17 protein-coding genes and 1 tRNA gene are annotated in these 23,819 nt (G+C 50.7%); 6 read left to right on the top strand and 12 right to left on the bottom strand.

Translation table 11 applies throughout. The features are described 5' to 3' along the window. Positions 1–21: 21 nt before the first annotated feature. Together HMPREF2743_RS00140 and HMPREF2743_RS12550 are read right to left on the bottom strand one after the other, a co-directional pair. The gene (locus tag HMPREF2743_RS00140; protein ID WP_246824420.1) at positions 22–1,278 is read right to left on the bottom strand and encodes an integrase core domain-containing protein; all 1,257 of its coding nucleotides are present in this window, start codon (positions 1,276–1,278) and stop codon (positions 22–24) included. A 128-nt stretch (positions 1,279–1,406) separates the two neighbouring features. After that, the gene (locus tag HMPREF2743_RS12550) at positions 1,407–2,090 is read right to left on the bottom strand and encodes a type II toxin-antitoxin system death-on-curing family toxin (protein ID WP_118854849.1); all 684 of its coding nucleotides are present in this window, start codon (positions 2,088–2,090) and stop codon (positions 1,407–1,409) included. 593 nt (positions 2,091–2,683) lie between these two features. Between HMPREF2743_RS12550 and HMPREF2743_RS00130 the strand changes: the two genes are divergently transcribed. The 3 genes from HMPREF2743_RS00130 (at position 2,684) to HMPREF2743_RS00120 (ending at position 6,146) form a co-directional block, all read left to right on the top strand. Then, positions 2,684–4,948 carry a DEAD/DEAH box helicase gene (locus HMPREF2743_RS00130; RefSeq protein WP_070817945.1) on the top strand — a complete coding sequence of 755 codons (2,265 nt, stop codon included), beginning with the start codon at positions 2,684–2,686 and terminating at the stop codon, positions 4,946–4,948. 92 nt (positions 4,949–5,040) lie between these two features. After that, positions 5,041–5,274 (top strand): hypothetical protein, encoded by a 234-nt coding sequence (locus tag HMPREF2743_RS00125; protein ID WP_083321584.1) that lies wholly within the window; start codon positions 5,041–5,043, stop codon positions 5,272–5,274. 503 nt (positions 5,275–5,777) lie between these two features. Continuing rightward, a complete protein-coding gene (locus HMPREF2743_RS00120; protein ID WP_141761373.1) occupies positions 5,778–6,146 on the top strand; it encodes a hypothetical protein in 369 nt (122 codons plus the stop codon). Between the two features lie 373 nt (positions 6,147–6,519). On the opposite strand, the gene HMPREF2743_RS12540 is transcribed toward HMPREF2743_RS00120, so the two are convergent. Both HMPREF2743_RS12540 and HMPREF2743_RS00110 read right to left on the bottom strand, forming a co-directional pair. After that, complete coding sequence (locus HMPREF2743_RS12540) at positions 6,520–7,947, bottom strand: nucleotidyltransferase (protein WP_141761372.1); 1,428 nt, start codon at positions 7,945–7,947, stop codon at positions 6,520–6,522. A 1,371-nt stretch (positions 7,948–9,318) separates the two neighbouring features. Beyond that, complete coding sequence (locus HMPREF2743_RS00110; protein ID WP_246824419.1) at positions 9,319–10,605, bottom strand: APC family permease; 1,287 nt, start codon at positions 10,603–10,605, stop codon at positions 9,319–9,321. Positions 10,606–11,024: 419 nt separating this feature from the next. On the opposite strand from HMPREF2743_RS00110, the gene wecC reads away from it, so the two are divergent. Both wecC and HMPREF2743_RS00100 read left to right on the top strand, forming a co-directional pair. Beyond that, positions 11,025–12,278 carry a UDP-N-acetyl-D-mannosamine dehydrogenase gene (gene wecC / locus HMPREF2743_RS00105; protein ID WP_070817948.1) on the top strand — a complete coding sequence of 418 codons (1,254 nt, stop codon included), beginning with the start codon at positions 11,025–11,027 and terminating at the stop codon, positions 12,276–12,278. 37 nt (positions 12,279–12,315) lie between these two features. After that, on the top strand, positions 12,316–14,259 hold the full coding sequence (locus HMPREF2743_RS00100; protein WP_070817941.1) for a hypothetical protein: 1,944 nt from the start codon (positions 12,316–12,318) through the stop codon (positions 14,257–14,259). A gap of 128 nt (positions 14,260–14,387) precedes the next feature. On the opposite strand, the gene HMPREF2743_RS00095 is transcribed toward HMPREF2743_RS00100, so the two are convergent. The 8 genes from HMPREF2743_RS00095 to HMPREF2743_RS00060 form a co-directional block, all read right to left on the bottom strand. Next, positions 14,388–15,086: an ABC transporter ATP-binding protein gene (locus tag HMPREF2743_RS00095; protein WP_080550390.1), complete on the bottom strand. Its 699-nt coding sequence runs from the start codon at positions 15,084–15,086 to the stop codon at positions 14,388–14,390. Between the two features lie 127 nt (positions 15,087–15,213). Beyond that, a complete protein-coding gene (locus HMPREF2743_RS00090; protein ID WP_070817940.1) occupies positions 15,214–16,125 on the bottom strand; it encodes an ABC transporter permease in 912 nt (303 codons plus the stop codon). A 121-nt stretch (positions 16,126–16,246) separates the two neighbouring features. After that, positions 16,247–17,170 carry a glycosyltransferase gene (locus HMPREF2743_RS00085; protein WP_246824422.1) on the bottom strand — a complete coding sequence of 308 codons (924 nt, stop codon included), beginning with the start codon at positions 17,168–17,170 and terminating at the stop codon, positions 16,247–16,249. Between the two features lie 389 nt (positions 17,171–17,559). After that, complete coding sequence (locus HMPREF2743_RS00080; RefSeq protein WP_070817938.1) at positions 17,560–18,414, bottom strand: hypothetical protein; 855 nt, start codon at positions 18,412–18,414, stop codon at positions 17,560–17,562. 8 nt (positions 18,415–18,422) lie between these two features. Beyond that, positions 18,423–19,208: a hypothetical protein gene (locus HMPREF2743_RS00075; RefSeq protein ID WP_141761371.1), complete on the bottom strand. Its 786-nt coding sequence runs from the start codon at positions 19,206–19,208 to the stop codon at positions 18,423–18,425. A gap of 9 nt (positions 19,209–19,217) precedes the next feature. Further along, positions 19,218–20,669 (bottom strand): glycosyltransferase, encoded by a 1,452-nt coding sequence (locus HMPREF2743_RS00070; protein ID WP_070817936.1) that lies wholly within the window; start codon positions 20,667–20,669, stop codon positions 19,218–19,220. A gap of 15 nt (positions 20,670–20,684) precedes the next feature. Beyond that, positions 20,685–22,202, bottom strand: coding sequence for a glycosyltransferase family 4 protein (locus tag HMPREF2743_RS00065; protein ID WP_246824418.1), 1,518 nt, complete (start codon positions 22,200–22,202; stop codon positions 20,685–20,687). A 32-nt stretch (positions 22,203–22,234) separates the two neighbouring features. Continuing rightward, the gene (locus tag HMPREF2743_RS00060; protein WP_070817934.1) at positions 22,235–23,515 is read right to left on the bottom strand and encodes a glycosyltransferase family 4 protein; all 1,281 of its coding nucleotides are present in this window, start codon (positions 23,513–23,515) and stop codon (positions 22,235–22,237) included. Positions 23,516–23,744: 229 nt separating this feature from the next. Here HMPREF2743_RS00060 and HMPREF2743_RS00055 point away from each other — a divergent pair. After that, positions 23,745–23,817: transfer RNA gene (locus HMPREF2743_RS00055), tRNA-Asn, on the top strand. Positions 23,818–23,819: the final 2 nt, after the last annotated feature.

Here is a 23,819-nt window from a genome sequence, read left to right as displayed (position 1 = left end):
GACGTGTCTACTTTCCGGGGGTCAGGCCCGTCTGCGGTTTTTAAACCTCAGACCAATGTAGAGACCGAAGCCGCACACGCGTACAACGCCGTCTTTGCTTACGCAGAGCTGGTCTGGGATACCCCGATGGTTTGTTGAATTTGTCGTCGGCGCCGTTAGTGTGGGGGTATCGGTGGGAGGTATGCCTTGCAAAGCTGCCATGTCATCGATGCAGGCCTCGTGTGAAGTTGCCGCTTCCGCGGGGCCGTTTAGCATTTCGGATACAGCTTGTGGATTGTGCGCTTGGTTATAAGCGACTACGCGGGCCCAGACCTGCTCAGGATCGAGTGGATGCTGAGGCGATGGTGCCTTGGGGAAGGTATCGAAGGCCTGGCGTGGTGTGATGTGCATTTTGCCGACCAGCAGTGATTGGTGCCGTCGTCGTTCGTTGTAGACCTGGCGATATTCAGCCAGATATGTGTTGACCTCAGCAAGGCTGACTGGGTGGCGTGCATCGAGGAACTGGGTCAACGTGCGGTGAGAGCGTTCGTCTTTTCCCTGGGTTGTCGGGGCGAAACCAGCAATAGCAAGTACACCTTGGCTAGCGAGCCAAGTTTCAGTAGCAGAGAGAAAACCACGGTGATAGGTGGCGAACGCATCGCCATTGTCGGAAAGGATTTCTTGAGGTTTGCCGTAGTCGGCGAACGCTGCGGCCAGTACGGCGCGCGCATCAGTACCGTTTTCTGGCAGAGCGAACGCTGTGGTTCCGACATCGAATCTGCTGGCATCATCGATAATCTGGTAAATCGTGACATGTGTGTGGGCATGGTCAAAGAGGCGGTAGACCAGTCCATCGATTTGCCAGAGTTCACCGACGAGATCACGGGCGAAGCGCTTATAGGAGCTGCGTGGCCGTTTGCGGGCATTGGCATCAACAAATCCCAGCTCATGAAGCCACGAGGCGATTGTAGAACGCGACGGCGTGGAATCTGGGCCTGAAGTGTCAAACAAGAAGTAGTAGATCGACCAAGGCCCATAATCCAAGCCTTGCTCCATCAACTCCTGCCTGGCGTGGACGACTGCGATTTTATCGGCCTCGTCAAATTTCTTAATCGGATTCTTCGGGGCAGTCGAATCAGGCACAATACCTGCGCGACCCTTCTGCGCTATCCGGCTTTTGATGTTGTGGTACGTCTGCCGCGAGATTCCTAATTCTTTGCAAAACTGTGTGACCGTCTTGCCGTCACGAACGGGATCGAAATCTGCGACCTTTCTACGCTTATGCAATGGAATAGCCATCCGGCTATTCCACCGCCGCAAACGTCCAAAAAGCCACTAGACATCCCGTCCAAAAACATCCTGGACTCCGTGTCCAAAAAGTCGCTAGACATCACAGACCTAGCTCTTGACCTAGCAGTCCAAACTACCTAGATATACCTAGACCAGTCATGCATGTCTAAGTGCGCTTGAATTGCTCGAGCTTTAAACTTTATTCTCTTTTTCTCTAGAGGGTTATCGGCATACTGGAGTAATTCTTCAGCTGCTTCGCGTGCTTGATCGGAAGTAAGCACCATTTCAATAGGAGTACTCTGGCTCCCCGCGAGATACAAGTAGATAAAGCGCGTTCCGTCAGGAGTCTTTCCAACGCCTACGAAATAGTCTTCCCCTTCATCCGTTATTTTAGTTACGCTAAACCCTGACGGTAGATTACCGGCGTTCCCTAGAAAAGGCGCCACCAAAGACCGCAAAGCATCTGCGATTTCAGGCACGCCAACTTTTTCACCAACTATTCTTTCCACAAGATGCTCAGAAGCATCTGCGTCAACTTTTCCAAGCAGGGGACCTACCGCCAGGTTCAGCCTGAGAAACAACCAGCAAGCCGCCCAGCCAGTCCGCTTGTTACCATCGAAAAGACTTTGCGTGGTGCAGAAAGAATGCAGAAGTGCTGCAGCTTTATCCCAAGCGGTTGGAAACGCGTCTCTCCCGAGAACAGTAGTCGCCGGTCGGTTTACATTTGCTTTAAACTGATTGGAATCACGGATTTGCAGAGGGGACCCACAAGCCAATTCCCCGACGATTAGGACTTCCTCTTCGTTGGGATAAATGGTCAAGCTAGACGGCGGTTAAGTTCCGCGGACCAATTGGCAATCTCCCGCCCTAAGTACTCAACGTAGCGGCGACGGTCTTCCTCATCCATATCTTGGACCTGAGTTACAGAAGTATTAATGTGGTCAGGTCTTGAAACGGTCGACTTTGTCAATTTAATCCCTCCTTCGCCCTTCAGTAGTCAGCACCTGCTTATTTCAGAGATTAGCACTCGTCGGAGAATTTGCGTAGAGGAAGTCATCACCCCTCCTTTCCCAGGAGGACACGTACACCTGAAGCGTCTTTCACCTAGCAGTGAGACTCTTCTTAAGGACAACCGAATTGTGTGCGAATGTCTAGAGGCCACCTCAACGCTCTCCACTTGCTGCGCCTGTCCCGCACACCTATCAGAATCAAGGCTTGACTGTTAAAGCACGCACTCCATCTCTGCGCCTAGGAGGCCCTCCAAAAAGCTCTGGAGCCTACGCGGCTCCAGGCGACAACGTTCCGGTAGCCGGCTCGTCGTGCGATTATTCTAAGCAATACATCGCCATGCCTACAAGGCTCTTAGCCGCTCACCGTCCGATAAACTAGTTCCGACGCACAAGGAACACCCACCATGACTGAACAGAAACGCCTCCAAGCACTTGAAACTCGCGTTAGTGAATTGGAGTCCCAGGTAGCCCAATTACTGCAGGCCCTCGGTCATGCTCCTTCGCGCCCTAGTACTGCAGACACACCGCCGCCGGCGAACGTTTACTCTGAAAACCGCTCACCGGAAGAGAAGATTGCGCTCTTCATGGATTACTTCACGGGGAGGACAGATGTCTACGCAGTGGCCAAAAATACTGCGGGAAAGAAGGCTTGGTACCCAGCTAGCAATGGCTACTATGACCGAAGAAATCCCAATCTAAACCCCCTGACACCGAAGGTGATCGAAGGACATCTGCGCCGTGACAACCGCTTCCACGTTGGGCTTTATCCGCTGTGTACAGATGACAGTTGCCGGCTGTTGGTCTGCGATTTTGATGATGACGACTTCAAGCAAGCCGCCCGCGCCTACGCGGAAGAATGCAAGAACCAGGGCCTCGATCCGCTCATTGAAGTATCGCGTTCTGGGAACGGAGCTCATGTCTGGGTATTCTTCGACGAACCTATTCCCGCCGGCCTCGCTCGTTCTGTAGGCATCGGGCTTCTTGCCAAGGCTAGCCCGGATTCCTACTTCTCCAGTTTCGACCGGTTCTTTCCTTCCCAAGACACACTGCCGGCGAAAGGCCGTGGCTTCGGAAATCTGATTGCCCTTCCATTAGCAGGCCACCATCGCTCCGAAGGCACAACAGTATTCGTCGACAGTAATTTTCATCCATTGCCAGACCAATTCGAAGCTTTGGCAAGAACGAAGAAGTCAACGCTTTCCGAGCTCAAGAGAATATACGCTGCGCTTCAGCCCGATCCCGAAACATCCCTTCCCCAGGCCCCAACCCGCGCAGAACTAAAGAAGCTCAAGGCTTCTGGGAAAGTCCACGTCACCCACGATTCGCACGTCCACGTCGATTTATCGGGCGTCGACGCCACCACTCGTACGGCCCTGCGGCACCTAGGTGCTATTGCTAACCCGCAGTTCTATATAAAGCAGGCCCAGCGTTTCTCCACTTTCGGCACTCCACGGATCATCGTGCGCTTTGATGAGAAAGACCAGGTCCTTACACTCGACCGTGGCACGCTCGATGACGTCCTCGACATCCTGAAGACAGCAGGATATACCGTCACACGTCGTGGCCATACGCCCAAGCCCCGGCGCATCGATGCATCATTTGCCGGCGAACTACGCCCCTACCAGCACTCCGCCGTCAAACAGATACTCATGCACAAGTCTGGAATGTTCATTGCCCCTCCCGGTACCGGAAAGACCGTCATGGCGTGTGCAATCATTGCCCAGCGTTCAGTCCCTACCGCAGTCATAGTTCCATCCAGGGAGCTAGCTACCCAATGGCGCCAAGCCCTCAAACGGTTCCTCCCGGAAGTTCAGGTTGGGCAATACTCGGGCACCAAGAAGAAGCTCAGCGGAGAGATAGACATTGTCACAGCTCAGTCCATCAGCCGCAATGATTCCAAGACTGACTTTCTCTCCGGCTACGGCCACATCATCGTTGACGAATGCCACCGAGTCGGCGCTGCGGGTTTAACCAACGTCCTCGCACACCTCAACGTTCGCTTTATGCTCGGAATGACCGCGACGCCTTACCGCTCCGACGGCCTCGATAAGCTGCTTCCCCTCGTTTGCGGCCCTATCCGCCATACTGTCGAGCTCGAGCGCCCCGGACGCCGCGATTACGTAGTCCACAACACCGAGTTCACGTACGACTCCCCTTACCTGTTCTGGCCCGACCTCGACACCGCTCTGGCGGCGGATGAGGACCGCAACCGTCTCATCGCCGATGTCATCACTCAAGCAGCGCAGGACAAGCACACAATCCTCGTCCTGGTGAAACGACGCGAACACCTCACAGCCCTCAACGCCCTGCTTACCGACGCCCCCTTCCCCGTCCTTCAACTGCACGGCGGGCAAAGGGCCAGCGAGAGGCAAGCCGTCCGTGAGCAGCTTGCCGTAACACCGCATTTCGTCCTTCTAGCCATGTCCCAGGTGGCCGGCGAAGGCATTGATCTTCCCGCGCTGGATACGCTTGTGCTGGCCGCCCCAGTAAGCTTCCGCGGCGTTGTCATTCAGCAAGTAGGCCGAGTCACTCGCGATACCGATAACAAACAGAAGCTCTCTGCCACCGTGCACGACTTTCTCGATGCCAACGTCCCCGCCCTCGCCGCGGCTTTCAGGAAGAGGAGCTCGACCATAGCCAAGCAGGGATTCACTCGCAATAGTATTTAAAGGTGCCCCGTGCGTGACCGCTTTCTACTAGATTAAGGGGCCGCGTACAACTGAAATCCTTGTTGGACAGCCAGATGAATCGGAGCAGCAAAGTGGCTGAATTTGTAATCATTTACAAGCGTAAATCCGGAGAGTCCCTCATAGAACAATTCTCGGATTCGACTGAAGCACTTAAGGAACGCCTCCGCCGCGAAGCAGCGATCGACGATCCTGATATTGAGATTGCCCACATCTCGGCACCCTCCCTAGAGTCCTTGAAAAAGTCGCATTCACGGTATTTCATGGGCAACGCTGAAGTCGGAGGCGACCAGGTGGACAAATCCTAAAGCTACAAATCTACCTCCGCCTCCACATGGTCTACGCACTAGAGGGCAAGCACCTGCCGCAAATCTCGAGTTTTGACCCAGTCCTCGCTGCGGATGTCCGTCGCACCTGTCAAAATCTAGATGAAGCGTCCAGGGGAAATTCAGAACTGAGTAACACCGATCGCCGTGGTTGTCCCTTCCTACTGACGCCTTTTTCGGACCGATTTATGAAGCTCTGTCAGCCTTTCTAGTTCCACTTTAAGTGGCCGTAGGGATTGGAACGAGTAGTAATCCCTATCGCCAACGGCTCACCGTGGCACACGAAATTGGCCACATCTTCGCCGGTGACATCACTGAAGACGGGGCCGCCCTGCTCTGCGATAAAACTCATCCTTCCGAAACGCACGAACACTTTCGCTCGATGCGTGCTGTGCCCTGTGGAAGCACTCCACGCTCCTCCCCAGACTTCGAGCTTGGAAGAGCTCCTGTCATACGTCGTTCAGCGCTTTCAAGTCTCCCCCACTGTGGCAACAATCCAACTCTGCGAAGCCGGACTCATTTCGGAGGAGACAAAAGAAGAACTCAAGAGCTACTCCACTAAGCTGCTCGCCTCTCAATTCGGTTGGAAAACCAACTACGATTACGCCGCCAAGATTTCAGAGTTGCCCCGTTCCTCCGAGAGGCTCGTTGCCGATGCCTATAGGGCCTACGACCAGGGGCTCATCGCTCTTCCTTCGGTTGCCTTCGCTGAACAAGTCAGCATTGAGGAAGCTATCGACTCAACGGGTGGCGCGCAGCGCCCATCCGACGACGAACACACAGGACAAAGCGAAATCGAAACTGACCTGGACTTCCCTGATCACACATGGCCACGTGAAAGTACTCGAAGATGATTATGAACGCCTTTTGAAGCAGATCCGGCTTTTCTTTTGACCTGGTTACACCATCCTAGGCGGCATGCCGAGGAACCTTGGCGAGCACGTGTTGCGACCGGCTCTTGGTAGCAGTGTCGTGACTATCCGGTAGCGCATCAGTTAGTATCCGGTAGCAGCCCAGGGCATTTAAGGCTGGTACTCTCGGTAGCCGCACCAATCGGGTGCAGTACGTACTGGAAGGAGTCCGGTTATAACGGATTTCCGTGCGGTGATGACGTGCTCTTACGGCAGCGTTCTTACCGCCAGATTCAACACCAGCTCGGGTGCTCGCACCGCGAGATTTCACGAGCAAACCAAGCACTGTGAAGCCTCGGCGCTTCACACAAAAGCTCTAGGAAACGCGCATTCTTCTCATTTTTCGCCAAAAAGCAGGGTTTGCAACTCTGATGTCCAGCACATTTGATCGTCCCCACAAAACCCCGTGTTGCACGACGAATGCTTGAACAGTATGGGTTCCGTGGTAGGCAGTGCTTTCCCAGTGCACAAACTGATTGTCCGAGGAGCTGTTAAGGTTGCGTGCTCTTGCTGATATATATGTGCCCCTAAGCTGACCAACAGACTCTGCGTGTCTTCCCGTATTCGTGATTTGCCACCAGACTTCAGATCCCAGCGGAATTCCTTGGGCGCTCAAAGAAAACTTTAGCTTCGAATTAGGCTCAAGGGCCCGTTGTTCATGATCTTTTAGCGGTCTAGTTTTTCGGCCATAAACCTCTTTTTCAACTTCAATTTTTAACGCGCGCTCCGAGTTCGCATCAATTGCCCAACCGCGCGAAAACGGTGTCATGCGGTGCGAAGTACTTGCCTTATCTTCTACCTCAAACTCTGCCAAATCAGGAAAGTCCCGACCCAACAATTCATTCCAATAGTCAAAAACTTCCGCTTCGTCTTGAGACCTTTCCATCCCATTTATCAGTTCCAATGCGCGATCAAGAGAGCGTTCGAAGCTTTCTCTGCCAGATTCTGACCATGACGATGCAAGATCTTCCTGCGGGAGCACAGGGTTCCATAAGGAAAACCCTGTATCTCGCCTACTAATTATGGTCTTAAGGTGTTTAAAAGTATCCCTTACGACGCTGGGAAGACTGCCTCCGGCTTCGATCCCGCTCATCGCCTCTGCAACTAGTACCTGCAGTTGAATGGACTTGATCGACGCCTTGGTCGTCTCATTTTCATCGCGCCACCGCTTGAAAATCTTTACTACATTCCGATATTGCTCCCCTAACCCTTCGCACCATTTACTGAAAGCCCTTGGGTCGGAAACATGCCATCCTTCGCCTGCGCGAGGCACTTCAATTTCTGTCCCTGTTCCAAAAGGTCTAGCCGGCACTAAATCAACGTGAAAATTTCCAGTTTGGTTGCTGGCATATTCAACTCTCACGCACGATCTCTTGGAACGCACTTTGGAACTATATGTCCTGTTTTCTTTCACAGTCGAGGCAAGAAAATCCAGCGCGTCTTCAGCTCGATCAGGCCACTCCTCATATTCGACTACGATGTCTACATCGTACTCTCCTCCGTCCAGCGGCGAGACAACAGTGCCATTCTCAAAAGAACCCTGGCGATAGTATTCAAACTCGCAACCACCATCTGAGAGTTTGCTCTCAAGTACCTTTGTTAATCCTCGGTAAGCAGACTCGATTCGATCGCAGTCCGTTCTAGTGAGACTGATCTTTGAAATAAAAACCTCAAAGGCAAGGTCAATGCTTTCTCTTTTCATGACATCCCTTTCAATTTCAAAACCGCTCCCATAAACCCCCATACCAACTACGCCTTCGCCCAACAGACTGTCTAAACTTTCCCACCTCTATGTTTATCTGGTCCTGTATGCGTGCCATTTCTTCTTTTAGGCATTCCTCGCTGTAATCTTCATCAGAATCAATTTTCTGGAGGCAGGGTCTCACTAGCCGTTTGATGGAACTAACAAATCGGTCATAATGAGAGCCTAGTTTCTTTGACCGAAAGCCAATCCAGCCGCGGTGGAATTGGATCTCTTCTTGCAGGACGTGAAATCTTAGCCTTATTTCCCGTTGCTGTTCTACGCTGTCTTGCCGAGATCTTATTCGACGGAAAGGCATCTCCGTCCAATCCATCACGGCTTTGAAAGCTCTCCCGAATAGCTCGTCATCCCGGGTCCGCTTATCATCACGCCGCTGAATAACAACAACCAGTATGGAAATTAGACCGCCAATCAAGCCTCCCGCTACAGCGCCCAAAAAATCTCCAGACAGAACACTCTCTTTAGCTGAAGCTCCGGCGATGGATGCATGCTGCAAAACTGGAACACTCAAGAATTTCTTCTCCTCGAAAACACCGAATCGACACCAGTCGGATCAAGGGCGCTAGCCTTCTTTCAGTTCTATCGAGAGCAACGACACCCTTCCCGTGTCTAGAGACCGTCCCCAAGGCTAATCGATTATACTATCGATAATACGCCGTACCCGCCCACACGTCGACTACCTCAAGTAGCAGCAGGCCTACGTAGCCGCATTGCTTACCACATCCATTGGCCTTACTTTCAACTGCTTGGAGTAGCGCCCACTATTTTTTCGAGCACCTACGACGCAACCTCCCCATTTCCTGCCATCATTACCACACTCATTGTGCCGTTCATCCCCGAGCCGCCGATCCTCCACTGCATTTCGGTTTTGAACAGCTGGTCGAGTCACTTCTCGACAGCGATCCGATTTTGCCGACCACGCACATCATCAACGGAATGAGCGAGGAGCTTTTCTTCCCCGACGTAGTTGTCGATTTGGGGTAGTTGGTACCGCGATTTAATAACCTCAACCACTTCGTCCTGCGATGCCTAATCCACCCCGGATAGCTACAGGACAAAATCAACGCACTCTAAAACCGGAAGGGCCGCTTAACAGTTAAGTGCGAAGCGTACGACAATTCCTTAACAGCCTCTGTGTGAGGTTACCCTCGTTTAGGGGACACGTAGTGGAGCTACCCCACGAGTCCTCAGCCGCCTAGCTTGCCGACGCCCCATGCCCAGCACTGCACGAACTCGTCGGGGCTGGCGTGTGAAAGACGTCTGCGCTTGCCGACGTCTCCCCTGCCCAGTCAAGGCGACAAATCCTGTACTGTCGTAAAAGCTCACCTGCGATATCGATCTGCTATTCCAGAATCAACGCCGCCGTCTCCTCCGGCGGCACATCCTCCAGCTGCCGGCTCTTGATAGCCCACGACACCAACCCCAGCACAACCCAGACCACCAACGCGATGAGCGGAGCCGTCCCAGCATGCCAGGCGAGCCCGGAACAAAGAGCAACGCCAAGAACCCGATGGAGAGAATGCACCCGGCCAGCGCGAAGTACTCGTAAAACTTGCTCGGTGCTATCGGCTTGGGCATCCCGGGAACCTGTCCGGTACGCGCAATCTTCCATGCGCAGAAACACGTATAGAAATACGCCACCGTGATACCAGCACTGGACATATCGACGACCCACGTCAACGCCGCGCGCCCAAACCACGGGGTAACCAGGCACACCGCACACACCCAGACAACCGCATTACGTGGGGTGCGCTGCTTACCATTTAGCTCACCCAGCCGACTCGAGACTAGGTTGGCGCGGCCAAGAGTAAACAAGACTCGGCTTGCCGCAGTGAAGAATCCGTTCAACCCGGTAAGAACTCCGGCGCTGACGGCTACAACCATGAGCACCAAACCGGCAGGCCCCATCACCTCGCTGATAGCTGCCGCTGGCGGCCATGCCTCCCCTTCATAAACATCGTGATGGTTTCCCACAGCGATAGAGGTTGCGAGCATCATCGCCAAGTAAATCAAGGTCGCCGCAATGACTCCCCACATCAGAAGGCCTAGCGCTTTCTTCGGCGAGAAATTGAACTCGCCCGCCAACTGCGGAATGGAATCAAAACCCACGTAGGCCCACGGGGCAAAAGCGATAATGGTCGCAACCGCTGCCGCCGGCGCAACGTCGACAGGGAAAACTGGTGCAAGCTCCGGGCGCTTGGCGACGTAATAAATCACCATCGACGCCACAATGACCACCACCGCCACAATCATGATCACAACGGCAAAGAACTGGAACTGGCCGGAAAGCGCACCTCTCATGACCATTTCAGGGAACGTGACACGGAAGACGAGCGTGACTGCCGACGCATTCAACGCAACGACACACGAGTAGCCCAGTGTCAGCGCCCAACCAGCAATAAACGCATGAGCCCGGCCGAGCGCCGCCATAGCGAAGGCCACCCCGCCACCGGTCAGCGGCAGCGCACGAATAGTAAAGCCGTAAATCAAACCAATAGCTGCAATCATCAGGCCACCAACGACAAAGCCGATGACCGTGCCGGCCAAGCCGGCCTTCTGTATCCAGTCGAAGGGCAAGATATAGGCACCCCAGCCAATTGCCGCGCCGAGCGCCATGGCGAAGACATATGAGGGCTTCATAGTTTTCCGCAGGGTCGTGTTGTCCGACGGCTGGCTTCATCCCAGACCATTAACCGGTTGTGCAGGAGCTTGCCGACCCCGTCGCCCCCAGCGAGATTCTAACGAGACTAGAGTTCCTCAAAGAATGTGCTCGTGAGATTCCCGTGCATAACTTGGCAGCTCCTGGATTACATCAGCCACGACGCCAACCCCTCCTTGGCGACGCCACTCGGATGCCTATCATGGATAGCACTTAGGCTTACCGACGCCCCCTCCGCCTAATCCTTCTCTTCGACTCCGCCACCACCGCCCTCTTCTTACCTCACTATCAGTCAGCACCTAGCGAAGATCATCTCGAAAAGGGGATGCCTACATCCGCAAGGAAGCCAGGGGGAAGTATGCTAGAGCACGACCAAAACCGACAACGAGTAGAGGATGAAATGAGCTCAACTCCGCACGTAGCATTCGTAGGGCTTGGCTATATTGGCCTGCCCACCGCAGTAGTAATGGCAAATTCAGGCCTTCAAGTAACTGGAGTCGATGTAAATGCAATTAACGTCGACAAAATCAACAGGGGCGAAGTTACGATCGTTGAACCCGGCCTGGAAGACGAGCTTAAGAAGGCTGTTGAGTCCGGTCGTTTCACCGCCAGTACTGAACAAACTAAAGCTGACGCGTACATCATCGCTGTCCCTACCCCATTCACCGAGGGACATGATGTTGATATGAAGTTCATCTACTCAGCTGCTGAAGCAATCGCGCCCCAGCTTGAAGGCAACGAACTAATTGTGCTCGAATCCACATCTCCCCCGCTGACTACTCAAAAGATGGCAAAGCGAATCCTCGAGTTGAGGCCCGATCTAAAAGTTGATAGCGATGACGCTCCTGCCGATGACAAAACCATCTACTTTGCGCATTGTCCAGAGCGCATCCTTCCGGGCAACGCAATGACTGAGCTGCGAACCAATGACCGTATTATCGGTGGTCAAACGAGCGAAGCCACCCGCCGTGCCACAGAGATCTATGCAAGTTTCTGTGAAGGCGAGTTGCTGCCTACCAATGACGTGACAGCAGAAATGGCCAAATTGACAGAGAACTCTTTCCGCGACGTCAATATCGCATTCGCTAATGAGCTCTCTCTGATCGCCGATAGGCTTGGCATCGATGTTTGGGAACTTATCGAACTCGCTAACCACCACCCGCGAGTGAATATTCTCCAACCAGGCCCTGGTGTGGGTGGTCACTGCATCGCAGTAGACCCTTGGTTCATCGTGTCCACCGATCCGGAGAACTCCAAGCTTATTAAGACCGCGAGACATATCAACGATGACAAACCCAACTGGGTTATCAACAAAGTCGTTGAAGCACTAGGAGAACCGGAGGGCAAGAAGCTAGCAGTTTTGGGCCTCGCTTTTAAACCTGATATCGATGACCTCCGCGAATCACCTGCGCTAAATATCGCATGCGAACTCGCAAACCGATTTAAGGATATTCAGATTAGCGTAGTAGAGCCCAACATCACCCAACTTCCTGACAGGCTGTCTGGATTCCAGAACGTCGAGCTAAAGGAATTGGACAAGGCTGTAGATTCGGCTGATGTAGTTTTGATGTTGGTTGACCACATTCAGTTTAAGGAATTCGAAACCGAGAAACTAAAGGCTAAGAAGGTAATCGACACCAAAGGTATCTGGTAGCAGGTAGCCATAGCATAACTCTGAAGGAAGACACCCCATGACCATCAGGCCTTATCCTTTCGGCTTTCTAGTAAGCAACAAGCCGATCGAGAACCAAGAGCTAATCCAAAGCAATTTCAGACGGTTTGAAGCTTGGGACGGCATAGAAGTTTACATCCAGCCCGATGAACCAACACAGCTTGTTCAAGACGATAACTTAAAACTGCTTTGGTTTGGTCATGCGGCCTTCGTCGGTGACACATCGATTGAGCTTCCTTTCATAGAGAGAGCCCGACAAGAGCTTTCAAAAGGGTGGCATGCTTTTCATTCTTTTCTCGATTATGTAGTCGGCCGCTGGGCGGCACTTATCGTCAAGGATGAAAAGACCAAACTCTACAATGACACCCTAGCGAGCCAACCTGTTTACATTGCGCGGGAAGAAGCCCTACTATTTGGCTCACATCTACCTCTAATCAATGAGGAACTCAACGCCCGCACGGGCATTACCAAAGAACTGGTTTCACTTGGACAGCACAAGCTGTGGGATCAGACTGAAGACACCCGAATTGCTGCACTGCCGCCAAATTTTTGCTTTGAGTTTGAGACCAAAGAACTCAACCGATTCTATCCGCACCCATATACATCTATTGACGAGTTTTCCTCGATAAACACGGCGGTTGAGCAAGCTATCGCTTTAGCCAAGCGCTCTGTCCAGCACTGGGGAAGTCTCGACTACAAGGCATATTGTGCTCTGACTGCAGGTATGGATACCAGAGTATGTGCTTCTGCAGCATTAGCCTCAGGGATTGATTTCTCATTCGTAACTTATGGAAGTACTGAACCTCCCTCAGAAGAAGATGGAAATACTAAGCGTTCGTACAAACTTGATATCCGAGTATCCAGATTAATAGCGGAAACGTTTAAGAAAGAACACGTTATTCTGCCGATGGAAGATGTTAAATCCTATCCTCTTTCTGCAGAAGATAAAGCGACCCTACAACGCAATACTGTGGGAAAACATGCTTTAAATTTCCAAGGCCTGTACGAGAACACCCTCGGCACACACCCCTCCATTTGCTTCGTCGGCACTGCGCTTGAGGCCTTTAGAGACTACTATTCGCCTGCAGCGAAACCTACAACCTCATTCGAGACATTCACGCGGATTGTTTCTGCCCTCGGAGGGTATTCGAGCAAATCAGACGATGAGAAGCTCACAACTGAACTCGCCTATGAGCTTTGGGAACGCTACAACATGAAAACCGTATTGGAGCATGGATTCCCAGTCGCCAATATTTTATATCAAGAACTCCGAGCTGGCCGTTTTCAGTCGGAAGCGATCAATTGCCAGGCTTCAGCCTTTCTGCCGATCAACCCGATTGCGATCCGGAAGTTATTCGAAACGGCACAATCTCTACCGTTCTACGACCGCAAGAACGCGGTTTTCGCGAAATCTTTCATTCAGAAAGCATGCCCGACACTTACGCAGTTCCCAATCAACGACAAAGATTTCTCCATTGCCAAAACCAACTTTGTTGACGTTGAAGCTGTTTTCAGCCGGACAACGGAGGATGAGCCTTATGAAAGGTATGAACAAACTCCTCCAGACATTATCCAATTGAAACCAGAGAATCTACACAAAGGCGGGGAACGATTCTTTAGGAAACGTTTTTCAGCACAGACTGGTTCACTTAGGTTAACTTTCCACAATCACTACAACATTGGCCGAGATGCCAACAATGTTGTTATTTTCATCCGGATTAACGACAATGACGTTTACCGCCTGCCGATTGGTAAGCGTAATGACCCCTGCACCGTAGCCGTAGACGGTCTGCGATACGGAGATAGTGTTGATATCGGGGTTCGGTCGATGCGCGAGAACGGTCTAGCCTGGAGTAACGTCAGTTTGTTGAAATTAACAGAGTGGACTGAGACGCCCATTGATTTTGACTCATCCCAGCCACTGGAGATTTCATCGACTCGAGAGTTTCGCGTAGCAGAATAAGCCCCTGTACTACAAGTTTGCTATTGCCCCAAAAGCCAGGCTACTCCAACACACCATTGAGCCAAATCAACAGGCTGACTTAAAGGTCCAATGGAACGCCTTGGGGATTCGCGAGAATCCCCAAGGGATTAATTTAATAACTTACTAACTTGAGAATCCAGTAGTATCGAAGGCTTTTTGTAGGTTGATTTCACTCCGAGAATCAAGCTTTCCGCAGACTCAAAGTTTTTCCTTGCTGCCCGAGCGGTCCACTTGTTATATAACAAGGTGATGGGTTCGACGTCACCGTCAGCGATTATCTCTCCATCATGAAGCCAAATCACTCTAGAACACATGCTTTTAATTGATGCCATCGCATGAGATACCAAGAAGATCGTCCCTGCATTACTTAGAAAACCAGTCATGCGTTCTTGTGCACGCTCTGTGAATGAGGCATCACCTGTCCCCAAAGCCTCGTCAATCAGCAGTAAATCACGTTGAACTGCAGTGGAAATCGCAAACTTCAACCGGGCCCCCATTCCCGACGAATAGGTTTTCATCGGACGTTCAACCGCTTTTCCTATCTCCGCGAAGTCAATTATCTCCTCTGTAAGTTCATCGATCTTTTCGGGAGAGACCCCTTGTGCCAATAGCCCTAATCTTATGTTAGTCCTGCCTGGAAGTCTTGGTTGCAGCGCTGCGGAAACATTGAGCAAAGTCGGAGTTGCGGAAGTAAGCACCTGGCCTTCATCAGGCGCCTCATTTCCTGCGATCAGCCTCATCAGGGTTGATTTTCCGGATCCGTTTCTCCCCAAGATACCAATGCATTCACCCTTCTCGGCGTACATTGACACACAGCTTAGTGCCCGAACATAGTCACCCTCACGTTCATCGGAAAGCTTTGGTCTCCGAAATACACTGCGTTTATTGTCAGCTCGATAAAATCTGGACGCCTCGCGAACAAGCACGCTGGGATTATCTAACGTGTACATAACGGTCCTCAGCCCTCCAAAAGAAGATAAAACCAACGGCAGAAGCACCAGTCGCCCAGAGCACCAGGATTAGCCATTCCGACAAACTTGGTATCTGGTTATACATAACAACGCTTCGAGCGGCTTCCAGAAACCGGTAGGCAGGATTAGCCTGCATAATTTCCTGCATTTCAGGAACACGGGCGTAGCGCTCAACTGAGAAGAATACACCTGAGACGTAGAACCAAGCTCGATTTACGAAGAAGACAATCTTCTTAGCATCTGGAACGAATGCAGTTACTCGAGCTGATATCAGCAATAGCCCGAATGAAAACAGATGGATCAAAAAATAGATCGGAACAATCAAGACGACCGACCATGAGAGAGGATCGCCCCACTGAAAAGCCAAGGCGGCAAGAACAGCCAATGCCCCTGGTATTATATTGCTAATAAACCCCTTAATGGCTTCTCCAACCACCAGGGAGACTCTCGGGAACCGAAAGGTTCGCATCATTGCCTTTGATCGCTGCACGAGCCCAGATCCACTGCCGAGTCCACGTGACATCATCGAAAAATACATTAAGCCAATGACCAAGAAGCCTATGAAATTTTCAATGCCCCGCGACGTCTGAAGAACTACACCGAACATCACCCCATACATAGCAATACGAAGCAAAGGTTCGAGAATATTCCAAAGCTTCCCCAGAAACATGTCATCATTGTCTCCAGCTGCTTTGAATCTTGCATGCTCGAAGATAAAGTGCCTGTAACGCCATGTATTTGCCAAATACTTCGCTAAAGACGCTCGTTTGTTCGTTGAAATCAGTTCCTCGTCTGCAACCAGGACAGTTCGGCGATTCTTCGGCATTGCTTGCTGGAGGGAGCGGATCGCGTCAGCCTCTTGCTGATCAGCCATGGGTCTCCTTATTTACTGTACAAATTCGTCATTTCAAATGAGTCAAATGACAAATTGATTCGATTCTAACATTCAGACAGATCCGAAAGACACTTAGAAAGGAGCAGGTCGGTACCCATATTTAGAGGGCATACAAACCACATATTTCCTGAACATACCCTTCAGCGACATCACGGCCAGGCCCATCCAAATTGTCTAACTTTGGTTTATAGATTTCATCCATCATACGAGGAAGTTGATTCTTTCTGTAGATAGACAAAATGCCTGCTTGTCTCAGAACCTCAAACTGAGCTTTCTCCCGTATCAATGCACGCCGGAAATAGTCAACTCCAGCATCATTGGTGATAGAACCACTTCGCTGCGAATAATACACGATAAACGGCCGGTGACAGAATAGGATGGCATTTGCATTTAACAGTATCTCCCAGCCAAATAGCGTGTCCTGCCCGACTGCGCCTTCAACATAGCGAATCTTATTGTCTTCAAGAAAAACCCGAGAAATGACCGCAGCTTGTGTTGATACAACTGGAAAGCGCTGGGTTGCAGTAAAAAGCGCACTCGGTCGATCAACAAGTCTCCCGTGAAACAATGCATTCCGAGCATTGAGGCCAATGGACGCACCAACCTTCAACTGATACCCAGAAGCCATTTGCACAGGAACGCTCGAACCATAAAACTGTTTAACTAGTTCGTCATATCCCCCAACTGATATTTCGTTGTCGGGGTCAAGAAACGTGACGAGGTCCGATTTGGCAAGTTCAATTCCGACATTCCTTGGGCCCGACGCAGAGCCGCTCGGCGGACCCTCCAGTCGAACTACATCAACGTTTCCGACGCTCCCTTTAACCTCATCCAGAATCTCTTGAGTTACCGGATCATCAGAGGCATCGTCCACAACGATCACTCTCATCTGTTCCCAGATAGCGTTCGCGGCAAGACTAGGAAGGCATTTAGTTATTAGAAATATGCCGTTATTGTAGACGGGAACTATAACATCGAGAATACGCTCGCGGTGAGAGAGAGCACTAGAGCATTGTTTAACCATCTGCCATGCACCGACAGATATAGCACTAGTCTGGTCGCCGTCTGAGCCCTTTGGTCGGAGCCCATTCCTGTCGTACACCACTCCACAGGCCCTAAGTGCTGAGACCAGGGGTAAGTTGCATTTCGGCACCCGTACGTTTGGCCCCGAAAAAGTAAATCTGACGCTAGGAAAGCTATTGAATATCTTTTTACTATAAAGCCGTGATTCTACCTGACTTCCTTTCGCAACCGCCGAGCGCACGCAGTCATAAAGCATGGCCTCTTCAAAGTCGTCTTTGACATAGCTACGCCGGGTAGAAACCGAACAGGCTAGATGAGCTCCTTTATTGGCTATCCGCCACGGCAAACCCACTATGTGCGAAGAAAGATTGTAAGGAAGCAAAGGAGAACTTACTCTTCAATGACTGCACGCATGCTACTCAATTTCGAATTGATCTTCTTAACGGTGTGCGGCCGTGCAAGTGGATTATGCCCCATGTTTTCATCATGGTACAGACCAAAGCTGAATAGAGGGACTCTGCCTAAAGCTACAAGCTTGGTCATTTTTTCCAAGGTGGGCTTTAACTGCTGTTCAACATCGCCTGCGCTTGCGATGTTCAGCATCACCTCGGTCTCCGGGATGTACCCTTCGACCTCAAACAACTCGATTACACTAACCCTCCAGGGTTGAGAAACCCTGACGTCTTCGATGTTGCCACCTTCAAAAACATCCCGTAGCAATGCATTTACAAAACGTTCGTTGTAATAGGACCAGTCAAGTTGTGGGTTATTTACAAGGGCCTTGCTGCCGCGATCGAAAGTAGCACAACAAATCGCCTGGAATCCGCCTGCAGAACTCCCATAGTGAAGAGTCCTAGCAGGACCTGCAAGCCCAAAACGCGCTCGGACTGCGTCAATGACTTTAACCATCGAGGCAATGGACCAATCATTCTTTGAGTACTGCCCCCAGCCAATTTGCAACCGTTTATGCTTAACCATTGTGGGATCGGCGATCTGGATGACAGGCGATTCAAACTCATCTAGCCACGACGACCGCTGAAAGACAATGCCGTCCGGGGCTTTGGTCCGCTGAATAGCCCCGTTATATGTCACTAAAAGAGTGTCTTCATACTTAGCAGTCGGCTGCACCAATACCGGCACTAGACACTCGCCAACCGCCACTATAAAACGGAATTCCTCGCGGTCAGCATCATACAACTCAGATTCCGATGCTTTTTCAAGTTGGGCAAGCTCAAGGATGTTCATTGAAGTCCTTAAATATACTTAACGAGTTTTGAATATTTTGCAGGTTCCAGTGCCGAAGAAGGATAAAAAAGACGCACACCGTGCATCATTCCTACCGGCGCAATTTCAGCAAATCCTGCTATAGATTCAATTCTCTCGGTGTTCGAAGATTCGATTATCGCCAATGCACATGTCCCCAAATGACTTGACACCATTAACGAACCACGGCCTGCTAGAAAAGATTCAGAGTCCACCACCGCCAGTTTAACCTCATCGGCAAGCCTAAAAGAAGGATCTGGCCTCTCCCAATGTGCAGTGTTAACCTTAGTCTCCTCCTCCAATGGCCTTAGCCATGCATCTGTCGTTAGGAGCAACGTAGGACGAAGCCAATTAATAATTTTCCTGACAGAAACTTGTTGCGACAAAGCCATCTGACTATCCCCTTGGGCCTGTTCATTCATTTCATCGATGAGGTCCTCGAATAGGGGAAACACTTCATCGGTTTTCACGTTCTCATTGGGATCTACTGTCGACAAACACTCGGTTTTCGACAGTTCGGCCCCTATGTCCCCCAATCTCGCATCGAGGTTGTCTAGCCGAACCGATAGCTGGTTTTGCAACTTCTCTGTTTTTCTAAAACTCTTATACTGCCCTCTTTCCCCAGACCGCAATACAATGAATAACCCCAGCAAAACCAACACAAGTTCTAGATACATCGGAACCAGCGTATCCAGCCAGACTCCACAGACTCCGCAAACAATTGCAAGGAGAAGCAGCAATACCAATAGTTGTTGACGACGAGTAGTTCTCTTCATGAATTTGTCCTATACATGGGATGGGTACACTATGGAGCCTTGGCGCTGTACTTTTCCTGCGGAGGTCAGAAAGGGCAAGTGCCCAAATGGGAGGGCCAGCTTCTTAAACTCCTCAGCCATTTCAGCCGCAACGTACTCCCAATTATGCTCTGTCGCGACTACTTCCTTGGCGTATCGACTAAGCGAAAGCTGTTTTTCGCGATGATCCAACAAATCAATGAGCTTCTCCAATAAGTCTTCGGAATCCCCCTGCTCAAATACGAGAGCCGCATCACCACCGCGCGACACTTCTGACAATGCGGAAACCGAAGACACAAGTAGAGGTCTCCCAGCGGCCATTGCTTCGAACGGTTTAAGAGGAGTTACATACTCAGTTGCTGGCGTTGATACCCGAGGTAAGACAATCACGTTAACATCCTCGAACATGTCGACAGCTTCGTGAGCAGCTACCGGCCCAGGCAACTCTACAAGGTCCTCAACGCTCAGTGTTTCAGCGAGATCCCTCAGCTTGTCTAATTCGACCCCTTTTCCAACAATCTTCGCCCTAATCGCTCGCCCTTTTTGCTTGCCCAAAGCAATCGCACGAATCAAAGTCTCAAGTCCCTCATAGTCGACCAAGGAGCCCACGTAGCCTACGTCATAGGTAAAGAACTCCTTCTCCTCTAGCGCCGTCAGATGAGAAAAACGAGAGACATCGACCGCATTTGGAACCAATCCAATATCCAAGCCATGTTCGCTACGGCGATCAAGCAGACTCGCCATTGAACTATTCATTGTAACGACCCGGTCTGCAAATCGGCATGTCGCGTCTTCCATTCTCTCAATTCGCCGTGCCCTCCCGACTTCCCCGCGCCCCTCAAAAACCAATTCCCAAAGACCTGATACCTCATACAAAACTGGTATTCCCAATTCATGAGCTGCAATCAAAGCCGGTAAAGCGATCAAATAGGTGGACCGGACATGCACCAGATTCGGGCGCTCAATCAAGAAGACTTCCCGATACCAATCGATAGCCTTGTACATGTATTCATACTCGCCATTCTTGCGGGGAGACTCCGCAGGCAAATGTCGATACTCAACCCCGTCGACCTCATCGAGTGGATACGGAAAGCTGGCTTTAGAATCAACCCGTTCAGCATAGAATCCCGGGCGAGTATACGCGCGGACGATCATGCCATTAAGCATCAACCCCTTGAGTAGACCCTGCGCGCGTCCCGTGTAGCCACCAGTGTGATTAGGCAAGCTGGAGTGGAGAATTGTAACCGCCCTAACTTTTTCATTTTCTCCTACCTCCCCCAGCCCCACAGGGCGCGGTGCCTGCCCAGCACGCTGCAGCAGCTTAACCGCGTATCGCGATTCTCTGATCGCCGCTCGAATATCCTTCCGCTTAAACCGAGTTAGTTTTTGCTCACTTACGCCCTCAAAGTCAGCACTATTCCAAGCATCAATAACTTTCGACATGATTCCGACCTACGTTCAATTTAGTAAACTTCGATATAGTCTAGCTAGTTTTCTGCCGTTAGCCTCCCAAGTCATAGAATCCAACCATTCCTTTTCCGCCAACATTTCCTCTGGTGACTCAATGACTTCAGTGATAGCTTCCGCTAGATCAGTGGGAGACTGCGGCGGGACAAATTTAGCATATCCACCGGTGACCGCCCTCAAAGCCGGCAAATCGGAACACACTAGAGGGACACCGACCGCCAAAGCATTTAAAGGCTTTATCGGGGTAACGTATCGGGTAACTCGTGATTCAATTCTCGGGACCACAAAAACATCAAAGATAGAATACCAGCTTTGAATCTCAGAGCTTGGCTGTCTACCCACGAAATGAACTCGGTTCTCTAAGTCTAATGAAGCTGCTAATGCAGCGAGCCTCGCGCGGTCTTCTCCGTCTCCTACAAAAACCAATTCAATTCGCTCATCCAAGTTTGGTAAGGCGCGGATTAGTGTATCTAACCCCTCATATGGAACTAGAGAACTGACCGTCCCCACGACTTTTTTGCCCTGCAGCTTCATCTGGGTTCGTATATTTATCGCATTTGTTCGATCGATCTGCATTCCAGAATCAATTGCATTCGGAATTGTGACTATCTTACCTTCATAGATACCAGCCCGCACTAGCCTGTTTTTAGTCAGCTCACTTAACACTATGACCGCGCTCGCCTTCCCCGCAGCTTCGATTTCTTTTTGCTCAGAGTGCCGATAATGGAAAGACTTCTCTGCTTCAGTCGCCATTTTTTCGGGGAACTTAGAAAGCCAAGTATTGTGAGGCTCTCCTCGAATCTCGTATATCCACGGAATCCCCATATCATGAGCCACATCAGAAACTAACGAGGCATTTTTGAAATCTGAAGTAGTCTGGATTAGGTCGATCCCCCTCTCAACACAGACGCGCATTAGTAACTTCTTTGCCAATCGGTATCTACGATCTTCACGAAACGGCATTACGCGTGGAATTAAGGTATTTAGTCCGCTCGGCTCCTTAGCCGGCTGGGGAATCTTTCCTATAACCAAGGGGTAACCTAGCCGCGTTGCCGTACTAATTGAATCAACTTTTTCCCGAACGGTTTTCGTCAAGGCCGCCGTGCGAATAGTGTATCCCGATTGTGTATACGGAAGGGAGTTGTTAACATAATATAAAATATTGGTCCCCCCTCCCAAGCCTGTTGCTTCTCGCCCTTTATAAATCGTACGGTAAAATTGATCCCTTTTAATCTTGGCAAGATTCTTTTTCGGAAAGTTTATACAACGTTTAATTAATGGCAATTTTTTAAATTCGCCTAAAGCGAGATCATAGTCGCCGATATAAAGAAAGAAGTCTAGGCGTTCACGTCGACTCGAGGGTGCTTCATCACGGTCCCTACTTTTGACAGCTTCCAGCCACGCTTTCACAGTACCAATCACTTGGTATCCCACGAGTCGTTGGGACACCAAAAGAATAAACTTCTTCGGTTCGACAAGTGCCTTCTTGACTGAAAACGTTACAGACACCAACAGATAATTAATCCAACGCAATCCCCTCATCAATTCACTTTTCCAATCCAATCAATTAGCTCGTCCACCCTCTTTTGGACCACCACTTCTCGCTCTCGATTGACCCACAACCGCCCTTCATCCGATACCAGCAAACGATCTGGACACGCATACAACTCGGCAAACAATTCAGCGAGCTCTTGAGGCCGTTCCGGAGGAACAACATCGCCCGCATGCAACTCACGGATAATTTTGGCAGTCTCACCCGCCACCACCCCAGTAATGTGGACGCCAGCGGACATCAATTCGTAAGTTTTGGAGGGAACTGCTCTATTTAAAGGTTCCCAGTCGGTTAAATGTACTAGCGCAGTATCAGCCCAATCATAGAAGCTAACGACCTCAGAAGCAGAGCGAACATGATAGAAGGTTGCATCGACGTCCTTCATATCAGCGTATTCCCTCAAAGCATCGACGGCCGCGCCTCCCCCCACAAACGCAAGCTCAATCGGAACTCCTCGTTGTTCAGCAGTTCTTACAGCGTCAATAACATTTTTTAGGTTCTGAGCCCGTCCGAGAGTTCCAGCATAGAGGACACGAAGGGGGCGATCCACTAAGGGATTTCGAGCAGCCGGCATTGACAGACTCGCAGGAAACACGTTACGGAGTGTAATGATCTTTTGGCAATGACTTCGCTTAACTCCAGCGGATAGCTGCTTACCCAGGTCATTCGAAGTTACTATTATCGCATCCGCACGAGCCAGTAAGGCATTCAGGCCTTGCTGCACTACATAGCTCAATGCCTGCACAAGTTTTGGCTTTAGCCTCTTATGATGTGTTGACTGCGTCTCCAATGCACGGTTCCAGCTACCGTATTCCCTCATCAAATCTGGCCATGCATCGCGTAAATCTATGACATAGGGAACCCCTGCGACCCGAGCAATTAGAAAAGAAACCACCGCAGTTGGCAGCGCCGGGACAGTCCCTACTACCGCATCAACCTTGCGGATTCCTGCCCATCGGATGGCAGCTGCAAGTAAAGCCCCCTTAGCGATAAAGGCCTGAGATAGTGCTCTCGCAATCAACGATTCACCTGAAGGAATAAATGGACTTCTGTAAATCTTTTCCCCTGCAACCCCTGATTCCGGCGCAGAGACAATACGGAACGATTTCAATGCTTTTTTAAAGGAAACATTCCGGCGATAGTGGGGTGGCGGTGCAATAACAACAACTTCAACGCCTTTTTGAGCAAATAACCCGCCTAACCAGGTCCACCTTCGCTGGGGAACCCCATTTTCGGGATGCCAGAACTGTGAAAGAACTAGAACCTTCATCCGTCCGCCCCTCTAGGTCGAGCAATGCCTGTCTTGAAATAATACACACCGCACTATCAAGTGATGAACCTATCCCCTTCAGGACAAGTACGAAGGGCAAGATTCAAACGTATAGTTTCCTCTCAAGATATCCAGCTCTCCCTGCGGATTTGCCATTCTAAGCACCCTCCATATATAGTTATTTCTCGTTGCACAGAGCAAAGCGATTTGCTTAGCAGCATACATATATTCCTCCATAGCTCAGTTGGCAGAGCATTCGACTGTTAATCGAAGGGTCACTGGTTCGAGCCCAGTTGGAGGAGCG

The sequence above is a fragment of the Corynebacterium sp. HMSC036D02 genome, from assembly GCF_001836165.1.
Lineage (GTDB): Bacteria > Actinomycetota > Actinomycetes > Mycobacteriales > Mycobacteriaceae > Corynebacterium.
Note: the sequence above shows the minus strand (reverse complement) of the source record. Positions and strands in the feature narration are given on the sequence as shown.